This window comes from Klebsiella sp. CN_Kp113, from assembly GCF_040064585.1.
Lineage (GTDB): Bacteria > Pseudomonadota > Gammaproteobacteria > Enterobacterales > Enterobacteriaceae > Klebsiella > Klebsiella michiganensis.
In genome coordinates this window covers 35,933-52,830 of sequence record NZ_JBEAID010000030.1, presented here as the reverse complement: position 1 = coordinate 52,830, position 16,898 = coordinate 35,933, and the positions used below count along the sequence as shown (strand labels likewise).

Below are 16,898 nucleotides of genomic sequence, written 5' to 3'. Positions count from 1 at the left end.
CAGAATAAACTCAGGTGATTAAACGATAAGCTATTATTTAAAATAGCATAACCATCCCACTAACAACCAGTATCCAGAAAAAAGTCATAATTAACAAAACAGTACATAAGCCACGAAGTCCATTAGTCGACACAATCACATCCTCTGTAAAATATAATCAATAAATACACTATCCAATAACAACCCATAAAATTACGGGTATGTATTAAACATATCCTTAACTCAGCGCTCAAATCAGGCTGAGTTAAAATCCCAGATTAAAACCCACAGCATACGAAACCAGCGTTAATGAAGGCATACGTGCGTGCAGTAAAAACAATCAATTATTTTATTGTAGGATTGATACACAATTTATGAATTATTCAGCACATCTATATTTATAATAGATATATAAATATTGCTTACCCAAAGGAACGTTTAAATGCTGACTTGCAGCGCTAACGTCTAATTAAAATAACATACTATCCGCGGGTGTGAAATAGCTTGATTTTAGAAAAAAAGGATTTATCACAAGATAACCGAAACTCAAATCCATAACTGTTATAGATAAAAACAGGGTTTCTGTTCCTGCTAACCGCCATGGTGGAGGCCTAGAATTGCGCTGAATCAATTTTATTGCGGAGTTCTGCATGTTCGGTCTTGATGCATTCCACCTGGCGCGGATCCAGTTCGCCTTCACCGTGTCATTTCATATCATCTTCCCCGCCATCACCATCGGGTTAGCCAGCTACCTGGCGGTTCTCGAAGGCTTATGGTTAAAAACGAAAAACCCGACCTGGCGCTCGCTCTACCACTTCTGGTCGAAAATCTTCGCCGTCAACTTCGGCATGGGAGTGGTCTCAGGTCTGGTCATGGCCTACCAGTTTGGTACCAACTGGAGCGGATTCTCCGAGTTTGCCGGGAGCATAACCGGCCCGCTGCTGACCTACGAAGTTCTGACCGCCTTCTTCCTTGAAGCAGGATTCCTCGGCGTCATGCTGTTCGGCTGGAACCGCGTCGGGCCGGGCCTGCACTTCTTCGCCACCTGCATGGTGGCGCTGGGGACGATAATCTCCACCTTCTGGATCCTCGCGTCCAATAGCTGGATGCAAACGCCGCAGGGGTTTGAGATCGTCAATGGCCAGGTGGTGCCGGTGGACTGGTTCGCGGTTATCTTTAACCCGTCGTTTCCCTACCGTCTGCTGCATATGTCGGTGGCGGCCTTTCTCAGCAGCGCGCTGTTCGTCGGCGCATCGGCAGCCTGGCACCTGCTGCGCGGCAACAACACGCCCGCCGTTCGCGCGATGTTCTCCATGGCGCTGTGGATGACGCTGATTGTCGCCCCGGTTCAGGCCATGATTGGCGATATGCACGGGCTGAATACGCTCAAGCACCAGCCGGCGAAAATCGCCGCTATCGAGGGTCACTGGGAGAATATCCCCGGAGAACCCACCCCGCTGCTGCTGTTCGGCTGGCCGGATATGCAGCAGGAACGGACGCGCTATGGTCTGGAAATCCCGGCCCTCGGCAGCCTGATCCTCACCCACAGCCTGGATAAACAGGTTCCCGCGCTGAAAGAGTTCGCGGCGGAAGATCGCCCTAACGCCACCATCGTGTTCTGGTCCTTCCGTCTGATGGCCGGCCTCGGCATGCTGATGATCCTGCTCGGCGCGCTGGCCCTGTGGCTGCGCTATCGCGGTCGCCTCTATCACTCCCGACCCTTTTTACGCTTTGCGCTATGGATGGGGCCATCGGGGCTTATCGCTATCCTCGCGGGCTGGGTGACCACCGAGGTGGGCCGCCAGCCGTGGGTCGTCTACGGCGTACAGCGTACCGCAGATGCCGTCTCCGCTCATGGCGACCTGCATATGTCCATCAGTCTGCTGACGTTTATCGTCGTCTACGCTTCGGTATTCGGCGTCGGTTATAGCTATATGCTGCGTCTGATTCGCAAAGGGCCGCAGGACGCTCAGCCGCCTGGCGCCGGTACGCCTGCCCGCCCGCTTTCCGCCGCAACGGACCATGTACAGCAGAAGGAGTCCTGGTAATGGGTATCGATTTATCGGTTATTTGGTTTGTCATCATCGTCTTCGCCACCCTGATGTATATCGTGATGGACGGCTTCGACCTGGGCATTGGCATTTTATTCAGTACCACGCGGGACGCGGCGGATCGCGACGTCATGGTGAACAGCGTCGCGCCGGTCTGGGATGGCAATGAGACCTGGCTGGTACTCGGCGGCGCGGGCCTGTTTGGCGCTTTTCCGCTGGCCTATGCGGTAATTATCGACGCGCTGGCGATCCCCCTTACCCTGATGCTGATCGGGCTTATTTTCCGCGGCGTCGCTTTTGAATTCCGCTTTAACGCGACGCCATCGCACCGCCCGTTCTGGGATCGCGCCTTTATGGGCGGTTCGATTCTGGCCACCTTCACCCAGGGGATGGTCGTCGGCGCGGTGATCAACGGCTTCGCGGTCAGCGGCCGCAGCTTCAGCGGCGGGATGTTTGACTGGTTTACGCCGTTTACCCTGTTCTGCGGCCTGGGACTGTGCATTGCGTATGCGCTACTGGGCGCCAGCTGGCTGGTGATGAAGAGCGAGAATGCGCTCCACCGCAATATGCGCGTGACCGCGCGCGGTTTGCTGCTGGCGCTGCTGGCGGTAATTGTCGCCATCAGCATCTGGACCCCGCTGGCGCAGACGGCCATCGCCGAGCGCTGGTTTAGCTTGCCAAATCTCTTCTTCCTGCTGCCGGTACCGCTGCTGGTCGCGGCGATAAGCGCCTGGCTGTGGCGAGCGCTGCGCAACAGCGCCAGCCACCTGCTGCCGTTTGTCCTCACGCTGGGGCTGATCTTTCTCGGCTTTAGCGGGCTGGGGATCAGTATCTGGCCGTATATTATTCCACCGGGCATCACCCTCTGGCAGGCCGCCGCGCCGCCGCAAAGCCAGGGCTTTATGCTGGTTGGCGCGCTGCTTATTCTGCCGGTGATCCTCGGCTACACCTTCTGGAGCTACTACGTTTTTCGCGGCAAAGTTCAACACGGCGAGGGGTATCACTGATGCAACGAGTATGGCTTAAGCGCACGTTATGGATGGTGGTCCTGTGGGGAGGCAGCGTGCTGGCGCTGGCGGCGGTAAGCATGGGATTTCGGCTGCTGATGACGGCCGCCGGGCTGAAGGCCTGATCCGCCCGTCACGTAATGTTATTCGGCCCGATGGCGACACCATCGGGCTTTTTTTCGCCATCCGTCAGGCGATGCTGACAAAGCCTTTTCTCTTCTTTGCCAACCGACGTAATAAGCTCACCCAGCCCCTGGCATAGTAGCCTCATTCGCCGATAGCATGGAAAAAGAGATGTTCAGAAGAAGCGTTTCAACATTACTGCTGGCGTGCGCCCTGTTTTCCGGGCACGTGCTGGCCCGCCAGCACGGACACGATTTCTTCCCGGTACAGAGTCTCGAACAGCAGTTACAGCACGAAGCCGATAGCGACGAGCTGCGCAGCCAGGCGGAAGACGCCGCCTCCGACCTGCGCGAGCAGCACCACTGGCAGAATGCGCGGAAACCAAAAATGCATCACTACCAGTAGCGATTTCGTTATCAGGCGCCCTTGCGTTTCGGCAGGGTTTTCATCAGCTCATCGGGACTCACGGACGCCACGATGCTGCCCGGCAGCGGCATTTTCAGGATATGGTTTTTTATCTTGCCGACCACGTGCATTTCGCATGGGCGGCAGTCAAACTTCAGCGTCAGCACTTCATCGCCGTGGATCAGCTGCATTGGCGTCGCTTTCCAGCTTTTAATCGAACCTTTGGCCTGTTTCGGACACAGGTTGAAGGCAAAGCGCAGGCAGTGCTTGGTAATCATGACCGGCACGTCGCCCTTCTCTTCATGAGCTTCATAGGCGGCGTCGATCAGCTGGACGCCGTAACGTTGATAAAACTCGCGCGCTTTGTGGTTGTAGACGTTAGCCAGAAACGACAGATGCGTTTCCGGATAGACCGGCGGCGGCACCGAAACCGGCTTGCGGCTGCCGCGCACCACGGCCTTCAGACGCGCATCATCAAGCATTTCCGCCGTTTCACGGCGCAGCTGGTTCAGCAGACTGTTTGGCACGAACAGCGCGCCGGGCAGGTTAATCTCAACGTTGCGCGAATAGTAAAGGGTCTGGCCGAGCTTCGCCACGCCATCGCGCAGGTTCGCCAGCGCTTTCTCCGCCTGGGTCGCCTCGGCAAACTCGCCGTCCAGCGTGTGGGTGACGCTCACGCCCTCTTCGCTGGTCATCGTCAGGACCAGCTGCTCCTGCCAGCCGCTCAGTTCGATATCGACGGCGATGCGGCGCTCGCTGGAGGTTTTCAGCAGCGCCTGCTGCCAGTTATGATCGAGGTTGCGGTTTAACGGCTGATGCGGACGAACTTTGTGTAAATCCGCGGGCATCTCGTTCGGCCATACGCGATAGCGGTTTTCGCCGGTTTTCTCCACCGTGTTGGCGCGAAAGCCGACGATTTCACGTTTGATCATCACGTTCAGGCCGTCGCCGTTGGTCAGCGTTTCGCTCACCTCAACGTCGAGAAAATCTTTACCGACTTTCAGGACTTCCCCCACCGGCAGACCAATAAACTTCGGCGAGTCAAACGCGCCAATATCGCCTTTGCGCGCGTTGACAAAATAGTCGGTGCTGCCGCGATGGAAGGTCTTATCCGTTGACGGAACAAAGAAGTGTTCGGTACGCCCCGCCGAGGCGCGGGCCAGGTCGCCGCGATCGTCAATGATGGCGTCGAGCATCTGGCGATAGTGCGCGGTGATGTTCTTCACATAGCTCATATCTTTGTAGCGGCCTTCAATCTTGAAGGAACGTACCCCGGCATCGATCAGCGCGGCCAGGTTGGCGGTCTGATCGTTGTCTTTCATCGACAGCAGGTGCTTTTCATACGCCACCACGCGGCCCTGGTCATCTTTCAGGGTATAGGGCAGACGGCAGGCCTGCGAGCAGTCGCCGCGGTTGGCGCTGCGCCCGGTCTGAGCATGGGAAATATTGCACTGGCCGGAATAGGCCACGCACAGCGCGCCGTGGATGAAGAACTCAATGGTCGCGTCGGTGTTATCGTAAATCGCTTTGATCTGCTGAAGATTCAGCTCGCGGGCGAGCACGATTTGGCTGAAGCCGACGTCGGAGAGAAATTTCGCTTTCTCAACGCTGCGGATATCGCACTGGGTGCTGGCGTGCAGCTCAATCGGCGGAATATCCAGCTCCATGACCCCCATATCCTGGACAATCAGCGCGTCCACGCCGGTTTCATACAGGTCGGTTATCAGGCGCTGCGCCGGCTCCAGCTCATCATCATGAAGAATGGTGTTCAGGGTCACGAACACTTTCGCGCCGTAGCGATGGGCAAACGGTACCAGACCGGCGATATCGCTCAGGCTGTTGCTGGCGTTGTGGCGCGCGCCAAAGCCCGGCCCGCCGATGTAGACCGCATCCGCGCCGTGTAAAATCGCTTCACGGGCGATCCCGGCATCGCGGGCAGGACTCAGTAGTTCAAGATGATGGTTTTGCAGGCGCATACGCTCGTCGTTATCCATTATAGGGGGTCGAAATGGCGGCTATTGTAGTCAGAACCTGGCGCAGACCAAAACATTTTCCATCGCCGCCGCGGAAGGAATTTTCAGTTTTTAGCAAAGCATTGAAGGAAAAGATATTTCCCAGAAAAAGTGCCTAAGGATAGAGTCATCACGTATTCCGGATTTTCCTCGTCACGTTGTGATTTGTTGTCTCAGTCATTTGCCTGGCCGCGAGTTTACTCGCGGCTTTTTTATTTCGGGTAGTGGATCAGCGAATGAAAATGGGCAGTCTGCCCACCGCTATTGCGATAGGCGTGCGCTAAATCGCCGGCGAAACGCCGCCCTTCCCCTGGCTGCAGCGATTGCCAGCTGTCCTGCAGGCAAAGATCCAGCACGCCGCTAATCACCACCACATGTTCGATAACCCCTTGCTCATGCGGCGTTGACTCACTCAGCGCGCCCGGGGCCAGGGTGATGGAGAAGTGATCGAAGCGCAGCACCGGGTCCCAAGGGAATAGCGGCGTGACCACCATGGCCTGCTGCTGGGGATCAAATGCCGTCGGTTCACCGGCCTCATCGGCAACGATAAAGGCGGAAAACGGCACGTTAAGCCCGGTGGCGATTTTCCATAACGTCGCTACCGTCGGGCTGGATTCGTTGCGTTCAATCTGGCCCAGCATGGCCTTCGACACGCCGGTCTCTTCCGCCAGGCGCGACAGGCTCCAGCCGCGCTGCTGGCGCAGCGTTTTTAACGTTGCCGACAGGTGTTGCGCAATATCCATTCAACCTCCCAATAATATCTGAAGGAATTATACGCACATTCACCTGATTCTACAGGGAATTGACGTATAGCGCTCACCCGGGCTCCGCTATCCAGGTCTGGCGTTGCCGAAAAGCCAGTTGTGCGTTATAACGCACAATGCTACATTATACCGACCGTTATAACGCACAAGGCACCCCATGCGCTCTTTCACTCTCCCTTTTCCGAGTCTACTCGCCGGCTTCGTCGCCGTGCTGGTCGGCTATGCCAGCTCTGCCGCCATTATCTGGCAGGCAGCGGCGGCGGCAGGCGCCGATGCTGCGCAAATCGCTGGCTGGATGACCGCCTTAGGTCTGGGAATGGGCATCAGCACCCTGGCCCTCACCGTCTGGCGAAAGGTGCCCATCCTGACGGCCTGGTCAACGCCCGGCGCGGCGCTGCTGGTCAGCGGCCTGCAGGGGGTCACGCTCTCCCAGGCGGTTGGCGTCTTTATTTTTGCCAACGCCTTAATCGTGCTTTGCGGCATCACCGGCATATTTGCCCGGCTCATGAAGATTATTCCCCATTCGCTGGCGGCGGCGATGCTGGCCGGCATATTGCTGCGCTTTGGCATGCAGGCTTTCGCCAGCCTGCAGGCTAATCTGCTGTTATGCGGCAGTATGTTAGCCGTATGGTTACTGTGCAAAGCCTGGCTTCCCCGCTTCGCGGTTGTCGCCGCCCTGCTGACAGGAAGCGCGGTGGCCGGATTGAGCGGAGAGGTGACAACGTCACAAATAAGCTTCAGCATTGTCGCCCCTTCCTGGATCGCCCCTGAATTTACGCCGGCGCTGTTGATCAGCGTCGGTATACCGTTTTTCCTCGTCACCATGGCGTCGCAAAACGCCCCCGGCTTCGCCACCCTCCAGGCCTCGGGCTATCGGGTCCCCGCTTCAACGCTTATTGTCGCCACCGGCGGCCTGGCGCTGCTGCTGTCGCCTTTCGGGGTCTACTCGATCTGCATCGCCGCCATTACGGCCGCGATTTGCCAGAGCCCGGAAGCCCATCCGGACCCGCAAAAACGCTGGCTCGCGGCGGCGGCGGCGGGCGTGTTTTATCTGCTGGCGGGGATATTTGGCGGCTCAATCACCTCGTTGATGTCGGCGCTGCCGATAGCGTGGGTCCAGATGCTTGCCGGGCTGGCGCTGCTCGGTACCATCGGCGGCAGCCTGTTTCAGGCATTGAATCATGAGAGTGAGCGCGATGCGGCGGTAGTGACGTTTCTGGTCACCGCCAGCGGCGTGACGCTGGCCGGTATCGGCTCAGCGTTTTGGGGGCTGGTTCTCGGCGGCGTCAGCTACGTTTTGCTGTCAACGCTGCGCCGCGCGTAGCTGCGAGGGCGTCAGGCCGGTGGCGCTTTTCACCCGGTTGCTGAAGTGGCTGGCGCTGCTAAAACCGCAGGCCATGGCGATATCGGTTAACGGCAGCCGACTCTGGCTAATCAGCGACTGCGCTTTAACCATCCGGCGCTGCATAACGTACTGATGCGGCGCCATCTTCATCGACTGGCGAAACATCCGCGCAAAATGGTATTCGCTTAACGCCGCTTCCTGCGCCAGATCGGCAAGAGTGAGCGGCTGGTCGAGGTTCTCCTCAATCCATGCCAGCAGATTGCGCAAGACGTGCGGCGCCAGCCCGCCGGTCACCGTCGGTAAACGCCACTGAACGTTCGAATAGTGCTGAATCAGGTGAGTGAGCAGCAGCGTGCTGGCCGAACTCAACGTTAGCTGATTCGCCTGCTGCTGCCAGTCGTTGTCGAGGAGAAACTGGCGGTAGACGGCGGTGATTTTGTCATCGCTGGAAAACGTTTTCTCCTGCAGCGTGAACGAGGCCGGGCTGCGGTCCCAAATCTGCTCGCCTACCCGGCGCAGGTGCTCATCGGTGCAGTAAAGATGCACAAAAGAGAGATCGCCGCGGATATCCCAGGTGCTCTCATCGCCTTTCGGCATCAGGCAAAAACGATCCGGCCCGCCGCCGTTTTTCCAGCCGTGGGGCGTTTTTTGGTAGCTTTCGTAGCCATCGGCAATATAGAGGCTCAGGGTATGGTGGTCGCTTTGTACCGTGATGGTATCAAGATTGTTATACCACGCCGCCAGCTGAATACCGGAGTTGAGGTTCACCGTCCCCCGCAGCACGGCATTTTTTTGACGCAATGTTTCGAAAGTCCCGTAAGCCATAGCCTTCACAGTTCAGATTCCGCAGATCGCTAGTCTAAGAAGAGTCGCCGGCAGATACCAGCATTCCCCCGCCGCTAATGAAAAATAAGCGCAAGAATTTGCAAGTCGGCGACAAGCTGATGACAGCGCCGAATTCGCCCAAGCCGCACAATGACCGGTACAACACTCACAGGAGAGACATTTTGAACGCATTACTCTACGGGTTGGTCGTGGTTATCTGGGGCACCACCTGGATTGCTATCTTTTTGCAGCAGGGGCCGGTTGCCGCGCCGGTGTCTATTTTCTGGCGCTTCGCCGTCGCCAGCGTCGCGATGTTGACCATTCTGCTGGTTACCCGCCGCCTGCGCCCGCTGGCCGCGCGCGACCATCTCTTTTGCCTGCTACAGGGCTGCTGCGTTTTCTGCTTTAATTTCTGGTGTTTCTATACCGCCGCCGCGTATATCAATACCGGGCTGGAGTCGGTGATCTTCTCCATGGCGGTGTTGTTTAACGCCATCAATAGCTTTCTCTTCTATCGCCAGCAGCCTCCGGGCCGATTCTGGCTGGCCGCCGCGCTGGGGCTGGCGGGGATCGTGACGCTATTCTGGGATGATTTATGGGCCAGCGGCCTGAACGCCTCGCTCCTGCTGGGTATTGCCCTCAGCGCATTGGGCACCTATGGGTTTTCGCTCGGCAATATGCTCAGCATCCGCCACCAGCGCCGCGGTCTGGAGACGTTGACCACCAACAGCTGGGCCATGCTTTACGGCACCCTGGTCATGGGCGCAATCGCGCTGGTTCGCGGTGATAATTTCGCGCCGCAGTGGACCCTCAGCTATATGGGCGCGCTACTGTATCTCGCCGTGTTTGGCTCGGTGATTGCTTTTGGCGCCTATTTTACGCTGGTGGGGCGAATCGGCGCGGGTAAAGCGGCATACAGCACCCTGCTGTTTCCACTCGTCGCGCTGACCATTTCGACTTTTTATGAAGGTTACGTCTGGCACAGTAGCGCCGTGGCCGGACTGGCGCTGATCCTGGTCGGAAATCTGGTGATGTTCGCTCGCCCGGAGCAGTGGCTGCTGCGGCGCAGGCTGGCCTGGGTTCGCACGGATCGCTGCTGACGCTCTCGCTGCCGTCGAGGAGAAATGAAAAAGGCGCTATCAACCACTAGCGCCTTTATTCACGGCTACGCCTGATTAACGGTTATTGGGGTCGAATTTCACCGCGTCAATCGCCATATCATCAATGACCTGCTTCAGGGTCTCGACGGTGAGCGGCGTATTTTCGTTGGACAGGTTTTTACCTTCGCCCTTACGGACCACTTTGATAACCGGCTTTTTGGTCGCCGCATCAATCAGCTCCCCTTCAAAAAACAGGTTGGTGTCCATGGTACGGTGGCCCGTTGCCGCCTGCGTACCGGCGATAATCATCGCCACCGGAATCACTTCGTAGAACTGCAGCCCTTCTTTGCTGGAATCCACGCCGGTGATGGCGCCGCGGAAGATCAGGCTGCGCTTGCCCGGGGTGGTTGCCAGCGGTTTACGCTCGGAAATAGCCTGTTTCATCTCTTTATTGGTGTAATTCAGGATATCCCTGAGCGCCTTCTCGCCCACCTGGGTGGTGGGTTTTGGTACCGGGTAATAGGTGATCGGGTTATAGACGATATTGTCATAGTTGCTCGGATTGTAATCCGGCGAAATCCAGCGCAGTTCCGGTTTGCCGGACGCCGAGGTGGTTTCTTTTAAGTTAGAGTAATCTTTTAAAAATCCCGAATATTGTTCCGGCTGAGCGATTTTGGATGAGCAGCCGGCCAATGCTAACAGGCCAGCAAGCGCGGCGACTTTAAAAAATAACGGAGTACGCATATAGGTTAATCCCTGTGAATACCATTTATCGGCAAGAGTTATAGCAAATAACAGGGGTAAGTTTTGTGGCAAAAGCGGTGCTACGTCAAGTAGCTGGAAAAAATAAACCCGCCGTTACCGGCGGGCCGTGATTGGCTGTTTATCTGATATCAACCTGATAAAAAATATGCTTGCCAAAGGGGTCTATTTCGTAGCCTGACACGTTTTTACGCACCGGTTCAAATATTGTCGAGTGGGCAATCATGACTGCCGGCATCTGGTCATGCATCATCTGCTGCGCCTGGCGATAGAGCGCTTCGCGTTTTTGGCGATCGGTTATCGATTTTGCCTCGGCGATAATTTTATCAAACGGCTGATAGCACCATTTTGCCGAGTTTGACCCGCCGTTCGCCGACTGGCAGGTAAAGAGTGGGCCGAAGAAGTTATCCGGATCGCCGGTCGCGGTCGTCCAGCCCATCAGCGCCGCCTGATGTTCGCCATCCTTCACCCGCTTTAAGTATTCACCCCACTCATAGGTTGTGATTTTCGTTTGCACGCCAATTTTCGCCCAGTCGGCCTGGATCATTTCGGCCATGCGTTTGGCGTTCGGGTTATAGGGTCGCTGCACCGGCATCGCCCACAGATCGATGGTAATTGGCCCCGCAACGCCCGATTCCGCCAGCAGCGCTTTGGCTTTCTGCGGGTCGTAGTCATAATCCTTCAGCTGGCTATCCGCGCTCCATACGCCCGGCGGCAGCAGGTTTTTCGCCGCCGTACCGGTACCGTGGAACACCGCTTCAATGATCGCCGGTTTATTGATCGCCATCGCTAAGGCCTGACGCACCTTAACGTTGTCCAGCGGCGCTTTTTGGGTGTTAAACGCCAGGAAACCGGTGTTAAGGCCCGCTTTGCTCATCAGGTTGATCGCGTTGTTCTCTTTCATTCGCGGCAGGTCGGCCGGATTGGGGAACGGCATCACCTGACACTCGTTTTTCTCCAGCTTGGCGTAGCGCACCGAGGCGTCCGGCGTGATACTAAAAATGAGACGATCGATATGCGCCTTCCCCTGCCAGTATTCCGGGAACGCGGTGAAAAGAATTCGGGAATCTTTTTGATATTGCGCGAGTTTGAAAGGTCCGGTACCAATCGGGTCCATATCCACGCGCTCTGGCGTGCCGGCTTTTAGCATCGCATCGGCATATTCCGCCGATAAAATAGAAGCGAAATACCAGGCAAGATCGGCCACAAAGGGCGCTTCGGGATGGGCCAGCGTGAAACGCACCGTATATTCATCAGGCTTATCAATCGCGGTAATTAACTGGCCAAATTCGAGGCTTTCAAAATTGGAGTAATTGCCGCTGGAGATATTATGATAAGGATGGTGAGGATCTTTTTGCCGCATAAACGAAAAAATAACGTCGTCGGCATTAAAATCGCGGCTGGGTTTAAAATATTTATTACTCTGGAATTTAACGCCTTTGCGTAAATGAAAAGTATAAACTTTCCCATCTTCGCTGACTTCCCAGCTTTCGGCGAGGCTCGGCACCAGTTCTGTGGTGCCGGCTTTGAAATCGACCAGCCGGTTATAGACCGGCACCGCGCTGACGTCCACGCTGGTCCCGGAGGTGTAGAGCTGCGGGTTAAAGTTTTCCGGCGATCCTTCTGAACAGTAGACCAGCGTTTTTGCGCTAATGGCCGAGCTGGCCGTCAGGGCCGCTAACGCCAGAGCAAGCGTCGTGAATCTGCGTTGCATAGGTTTTCCTTTTTCATTTGTCAGCTAATGAATAGCTTGTTGTTTTCCCTTCCATACATAACACTAAAGCCTGATTGCAAACACCTGAAAACTCGAATAAAGAAGGAATCACTATGTCATCAGCCCTGGCCAGTCAATTAACCCAACGCTTCTTTCGCTACCTGGCGATAACCAGCCAAAGCGACCCGCGAGCCACGACGCTGCCTACCACCGCCGGGCAACACGCGATGGCGCAGGCCCTTGCGGATGAGCTACGCCAGCTGGGGCTGGATGAGATTGTGATTGACGAGCGCGCCACCGTCACGGCGGTGAAAAAGGGCAACGTCGCAGGCGCGCCGCGGATTGGCTTTATTACCCACATCGATACCGTTGACGTCGGTTTGTCGCCGGATATTCATCCACAAATTCTGCGTTTTACTGGTGAAGATCTCTGTTTGAACAGGGATAAAGATATCTGGCTGCGCGTTGCGGAACATCCGGAAATCCTCGCTTATCCCAATGAAGAGATTATTTTCAGCGACGGCACCAGCGTGCTCGGGGCGGATAACAAGTCCGCCGTTACGGTGGTGATGACGGTGCTGGAAAACCTGACGGCGGAACACCGCCACGGCGACATCGTGGTCGCGTTTGTGCCGGATGAAGAAGTGGGCCTGCGCGGCGCGAAGGCGCTGGATCTCGCGCGCTTTGCCGTCGATTTTGCCTGGACCATCGACTGCTGCGAGCTCGGCGAAATCGTCTATGAAAACTTTAACGCCGCCGCGGCGGAGATTCGCTTTACCGGCGTGACCGCTCACCCTATGTCGTCAAAGGGGGTGCTGGTGAACCCGCTGCTGATGGCCACCGATTACATGAGCCATTTCGATCGCCAGCAAACGCCGGAGCATACCGCCGGACGCGAGGGCTATGTTTGGTTTAACGGTATCCAGGGCGATCAAAACAGCACCCTGCTGCAGGCCAGCATTCGCGATTTCGACCTCGAAAGTTTTCATCGCCGTAAGCAGCAAATTAGCGAGGTGGCGCAGAAAATCGCCGCGCAGTATCCGACCGGTAAGGTGGAATTTCACATCAGCGATACCTATAGCAACATCAGCAATGCCATTGGCGAAGACCGTCGCGCCGTTGATCTGATGTTCGAAGCGATGGAAAGCTTAGGCATTACGCCGAAACCGACGCCGATGCGCGGCGGCACCGACGGCGCGGCCCTGTCGGCAAAAGGCGTATTAACGCCCAACTTCTTTACCGGCGCGCACAACTTCCACTCGAAATTTGAGTTTCTGCCGCTGCGCGCCTTTGAGGCCTCTTATCAGACCGCGTTACAGCTCTGCCTGTTAGCGGCGCGTTAAGCCGGTTTGCGCGCCAGCATCGTGGCGAAACGCAGCTTAATCCGGTTCCCGCTGGCGTCGGTGCGGTGGAGTTCACCGACGTCTTCGTTATATTTGAGTAACGTCCAGCCTTCATAATTATTGCGCAGCTCTCCCGGTTTAAACGCGAACGGGAAGCCGACGCTGCACGGATAATCGTCGGTATCCATAGCCGCAACAATCAGATTGTAGCCGCCGGGTCTGGTGCAGCGCTGCATGTTAGCAATCAGACCCGGGATGGTCTTCGCGTCGAGGAACATCATCACCACGGTCGAAAGAATAAAGTCATACTCGCCGTCAAAGCTGAGGGCGTTAAGGTCCTTAATCGCCGTCCGCAGATTCTCCAGCCCTTCCGCCTGACGAATGCGCTCAAGATTTCCGATGCTGGCCGGATTTTTATCCCACGCGGTGACATCAAACCCGTTGGCCGCGAGGTAGAGGCTATTGCGCCCGTTGCCGCAGCCCAGATCCAGCGCCTTGCCCGGCGCGATCAGGGTGGCGGCGTGCAGCACCTCAGAGTGGGTGCGGGTCATCCCGTATTTATCGGTGAAGTAATTTTCGTCACGAAGCGTCATGGTTAATCCTTATTTTTTAATAATGTGTCGCGCTCAACGCGAATCAGCAGTTTACCGCGCATCAGCAGCAGGAAGGTACGAATCAGCAGCAGCCCGACGATCAGATTGGTGAAGAGAAACAGCGGGAGCACGAGGGTATGGAAAAAGCCGTCCGGATGCTGATGACCGAGATGCAGGCCGGTGGTCGCCAGCGCGGAGATGCCGAACGAGAAGCTCCAGAACGAGGCGTTAAACGGCTGGCGCAGGTACCACGGCATCAGGCGCAGCATAAACAGCAGCTGCAGCAGACCATAGCCGAACAGCAGCTTAGCGAAGGTATCCGCCTCGCCGCCGTTCACGCTCAGCCAGGCGCTGCACGCCACCAGCGCCGGCGCCAGCTGAATGCCGAGGGCGGTGCGCATGGCCATCGGCAGTTCGCCGTCGCTGCGCAGGCGCTGCAGAATCACCGGTTCAAGGCTAAGCCAGGAGAATAAGCCGGCGCCCAGAAACACCAGTCCGGCGTCGGTAAAGCCCAGCGCGCCACAGGCCATGGCGCTGATAAAGTTATTCGCCACCGTCGGCAGATAGAGACCCGGGGTGGTCGCCTCATTGGGATGCTTCCCCCGCCATAGCCCGGCGCTCTGCCAGGCCGCATAGCTTAGCTGCAGCACTACGCCAATCGCGAATAACACCAGCGAGAGCGGCCGCAGCCAGGGAACAAAGCCGATGGCCACCAGCATGGTCGTCGCCGGAAACAGGCTGACAAAACTGCTGGCCACCGGATGGCGCATCTCCTGCAGTACGCTGTGCGGGAAACGGACCGCCCGGCTGATAAACGCCAGCGCCAGCAGCGCCCAGATGACCGTCGCCGTGACCACCAGACCGTCGCCGACGATCCGGCTCACCGGCCAGATGGTGCTGGCGTAGCGCCAGGCGAAGCCCATGCCGATAATGCCCAGAACCATACCAAAATAGCCCGCCGGGAGATTCAGCACCCGGCTTGTGCCCAGCTTTTTATTCATTTTGTTTAAATTTTCAATTTATCTTAAGTTGCATTCTAAAGGAACCTTCAAAAACGCGCTACGGCGTTTTTTGCTATGTTTATGTTAACCATACGTAATGAGAAAGGCAGATGCGCAAATATTACCTCAGCGAGAAGGTTCGCCAGTTTCACTATGAAGCCGACGGAAACAAACATAGCGTCAATCTGCGGCAAATTGTCGCCTTACGCGATTTCGCTGACGTGAAGCGCGGCGATGAAGGCGGCTGGCTGGACAATGAAGCAGCCCTGAGCCACGAAGGCGAGTGCTGGATTTATGACCCGAATAGCGCGGTGTTTGCCGGTGCGAAAATCGAGGGCAATGCCCGCTTAACCGGCGAGTGCATTATCAGCCATGGCGCCATCGTCAGCGATAACGCGCGACTGGACAGCGTGCAGGCAAGCCACTGCGCGCGTATAAGTGACAACGTCACCGTTTCGCATTCGCAGATTCGGGGTTATTGTCACCTGGCCGACAATGCGCAGATCCTCCCCCACTCGCTTATTATCGCCGCCCAGGGTCTGACCGCCGACAGCGACAAAATCCTGCGCATTTATCAGCGGGCAACGGTCAGCGCTTCGCGCATCGTTCACCAGGCGCAAGTTTACGGCGATGCGTTTGTCGAACACGTGTTTGTTGAGCATCGGGCGGAAATCTTCGATTGCGCGCGGCTGGAGGGTAACGACGAAAACGACGTCTGGGTCTGCGATAACGCGCGAGTTTATGGCCACGCGAGGATTATCGCCGGGCGGGGAGAGGACGCCATCCCCACCCTGCGCTACAGCTCGCAGGTGGCGGAGCACGCGGTGGTCGAAGGCAACTGCCTGCTGAAGCATCGGGTGATGGTCGGCGGGCATGCGCACCTGCGCGGCGGGCCGATTCTGCTGGACGATAGCGTGTTAATTGAAGGGCATGCGGTGATTTGCGGCGATGTGGTGATTGAACATCAGGTGACGATCGGCGACAGGGCGCGAATTGAAGCCAGCGCGGGCGACGCCATTTCGATCAGAGGGGAGAAAGTGATAAACGGCGACGAACTTTTTACCCGCACGCCCATTGTCGGCTTTCTATAACCTTTGCTCCCGACCGCGTGATTTATCAGCTTCAGGCCCCTGCGCGCTGTTCCCCGGGGGGGCGGCGCTCAATGCGCCTTGCCGGGGCTACATCTCAGCGCGGCCCATAGCCCGGGCAAGGCGTCAGCCGCGAGCCGGGAATTGCCCGGTGTCACAATCAATAATGCGCCCGTAGATATTCTGGTCATCGTACGAACCGTTCAGATACTCGGCCTGCTTCAGGCACCCTTCGAGGGTGAAACCGTTACGCAGGGCGACCTGATTGCTTCTCTGGTTTGCTACCCGACATTTAATCACGAAGCGGCGAACCGTCCCGCTGCGGGCAAAAGCGTCCATCAGCGCCTGCAGCGCCTGAGAAAGCAGCCCCTGCCCCTGGTGGCTTTCATCTATCCAGTAGCCGATGTATGCGGTCTTATTGATCGGCTCAATCTGGTTAAACGACAGCACGCCGACGATCTCTTCTCGCAGAAAGAGCAAAAACATTTTGGCGTAACCACGCTGATGCAGCATCACGTTGCCCTGCACGTGGCGGCGAGTTTCGTCTTCGTGACTGACGTCAGCGGGCCAGCTCAGCGAGTGCTGGAGCCAGCGCTGGTTCTTGATCACCAGCTGATGCAGCTCAGCGACGTGGCTTTCATCCACAGAGCGCAGAGAAAGCGACTCGGTGACGGGGATAGTTTCTCTCGCAGGCGCGTTTTCGTCAGTCATAATGGACTCTGATTAATAGTCTGATTAAAAAACAAACGCCCGCTAAGTTACCTTAACGGGCGGAATAAAGGGCAA

Annotated in this window: 16 protein-coding genes; 8 read left to right on the top strand and 8 right to left on the bottom strand. The window is 56.8% G+C overall.

Translation table 11 applies throughout. The annotated features are described in order from the left end of the window. The first annotated feature begins 629 nt into the window (after window positions 1-629). The 4 genes from ABLV30_RS20135 (at window position 630) to ABLV30_RS20120 (ending at window position 3,565) form a co-directional block, all read left to right on the top strand. Window positions 630-2,027, top strand: coding sequence for a cytochrome ubiquinol oxidase subunit I (locus tag ABLV30_RS20135; RefSeq protein WP_014229228.1), 1,398 nt, complete (start codon window positions 630-632; stop codon window positions 2,025-2,027). After that, on the top strand, window positions 2,027-3,037 hold the full coding sequence (gene cydB / locus ABLV30_RS20130; RefSeq protein ID WP_004850589.1) for a cytochrome d ubiquinol oxidase subunit II: 1,011 nt from the start codon (window positions 2,027-2,029) through the stop codon (window positions 3,035-3,037). The genes ABLV30_RS20135 and cydB overlap by 1 nt, the downstream gene beginning before the upstream one ends. Further along, window positions 3,037-3,162, top strand: coding sequence for a DUF2474 domain-containing protein (locus ABLV30_RS20125; RefSeq protein ID WP_004850587.1), 126 nt, complete (start codon window positions 3,037-3,039; stop codon window positions 3,160-3,162). Before cydB ends, ABLV30_RS20125 begins: the two co-directional genes overlap by 1 nt. Window positions 3,163-3,331: 169 nt before the next feature. Continuing rightward, window positions 3,332-3,565 carry a DUF2554 family protein gene (locus ABLV30_RS20120; RefSeq protein WP_004850586.1) on the top strand — a complete coding sequence of 78 codons (234 nt, stop codon included), beginning with the start codon at window positions 3,332-3,334 and terminating at the stop codon, window positions 3,563-3,565. An 11-nt stretch (window positions 3,566-3,576) separates the two neighbouring features. Here the strand turns inward: ABLV30_RS20120 and ABLV30_RS20115 are convergent, their stop codons facing one another. Continuing rightward, a complete protein-coding gene (locus ABLV30_RS20115) occupies window positions 3,577-5,541 on the bottom strand; it encodes a U32 family peptidase (protein ID WP_032693487.1) in 1,965 nt (654 codons plus the stop codon). 248 nt (window positions 5,542-5,789) lie between these two features. Next, window positions 5,790-6,320 (bottom strand): XRE family transcriptional regulator, encoded by a 531-nt coding sequence (locus ABLV30_RS20110; protein ID WP_014229223.1) that lies wholly within the window; start codon window positions 6,318-6,320, stop codon window positions 5,790-5,792. 178 nt (window positions 6,321-6,498) lie between these two features. Here ABLV30_RS20110 and ABLV30_RS20105 point away from each other — a divergent pair, with 178 nt between their 5' ends. After that, on the top strand, window positions 6,499-7,665 hold the full coding sequence (locus tag ABLV30_RS20105) for a benzoate/H(+) symporter BenE family transporter (RefSeq protein ID WP_182157980.1): 1,167 nt from the start codon (window positions 6,499-6,501) through the stop codon (window positions 7,663-7,665). Here ABLV30_RS20105 and ABLV30_RS20100 read toward each other — a convergent pair. Continuing rightward, entirely contained in the window at window positions 7,645-8,511 is an 867-nt protein-coding gene (locus ABLV30_RS20100) for an AraC family transcriptional regulator (protein ID WP_064375246.1), read from the bottom strand. The two genes, ABLV30_RS20105 and ABLV30_RS20100, sit on opposite strands and share 21 nt — an antisense overlap. Window positions 8,512-8,693: 182 nt before the next feature. Between ABLV30_RS20100 and ABLV30_RS20095 the strand changes: the two genes are divergently transcribed. After that, window positions 8,694-9,611: an EamA family transporter gene (locus tag ABLV30_RS20095; protein WP_048263595.1), complete on the top strand. Its 918-nt coding sequence runs from the start codon at window positions 8,694-8,696 to the stop codon at window positions 9,609-9,611. Window positions 9,612-9,686: 75 nt separating this feature from the next. On the opposite strand, the gene ABLV30_RS20090 is transcribed toward ABLV30_RS20095, so the two are convergent. Both ABLV30_RS20090 and ABLV30_RS20085 read right to left on the bottom strand, forming a co-directional pair. Next, a complete protein-coding gene (locus tag ABLV30_RS20090; RefSeq protein WP_025107899.1) occupies window positions 9,687-10,355 on the bottom strand; it encodes a DUF3313 domain-containing protein in 669 nt (222 codons plus the stop codon). Between the two features lie 139 nt (window positions 10,356-10,494). Beyond that, the gene (locus ABLV30_RS20085) at window positions 10,495-12,087 is read right to left on the bottom strand and encodes an ABC transporter substrate-binding protein (protein ID WP_185219374.1); all 1,593 of its coding nucleotides are present in this window, start codon (window positions 12,085-12,087) and stop codon (window positions 10,495-10,497) included. A 113-nt stretch (window positions 12,088-12,200) separates the two neighbouring features. Between ABLV30_RS20085 and pepT the strand changes: the two genes are divergently transcribed. Further along, window positions 12,201-13,430 carry a peptidase T gene (pepT, locus tag ABLV30_RS20080; protein ID WP_032749237.1) on the top strand — a complete coding sequence of 410 codons (1,230 nt, stop codon included), beginning with the start codon at window positions 12,201-12,203 and terminating at the stop codon, window positions 13,428-13,430. Here pepT and tehB read toward each other — a convergent pair. Both tehB and tehA read right to left on the bottom strand, forming a co-directional pair. After that, a complete protein-coding gene (gene tehB, locus ABLV30_RS20075) occupies window positions 13,427-14,023 on the bottom strand; it encodes a tellurite resistance methyltransferase TehB (protein WP_014229216.1) in 597 nt (198 codons plus the stop codon). The genes pepT and tehB overlap by 4 nt on opposite strands. A gap of 2 nt (window positions 14,024-14,025) precedes the next feature. Further along, a complete protein-coding gene (tehA, locus tag ABLV30_RS20070) occupies window positions 14,026-15,024 on the bottom strand; it encodes a dicarboxylate transporter/tellurite-resistance protein TehA (protein ID WP_185219376.1) in 999 nt (332 codons plus the stop codon). Window positions 15,025-15,134: 110 nt separating this feature from the next. On the opposite strand from tehA, the gene ydcK reads away from it, so the two are divergent. Beyond that, the gene (gene ydcK / locus ABLV30_RS20065) at window positions 15,135-16,115 is read left to right on the top strand and encodes a YdcK family protein (protein WP_265799799.1); all 981 of its coding nucleotides are present in this window, start codon (window positions 15,135-15,137) and stop codon (window positions 16,113-16,115) included. Between the two features lie 123 nt (window positions 16,116-16,238). Here the strand turns inward: ydcK and rimL are convergent, their stop codons facing one another. Beyond that, window positions 16,239-16,823, bottom strand: a complete 585-nt coding sequence (rimL, locus tag ABLV30_RS20060) for a 50S ribosomal protein L7/L12-serine acetyltransferase (RefSeq protein WP_049080416.1) — start codon at window positions 16,821-16,823, stop codon at window positions 16,239-16,241. Window positions 16,824-16,898 lie beyond the last annotated feature (75 nt).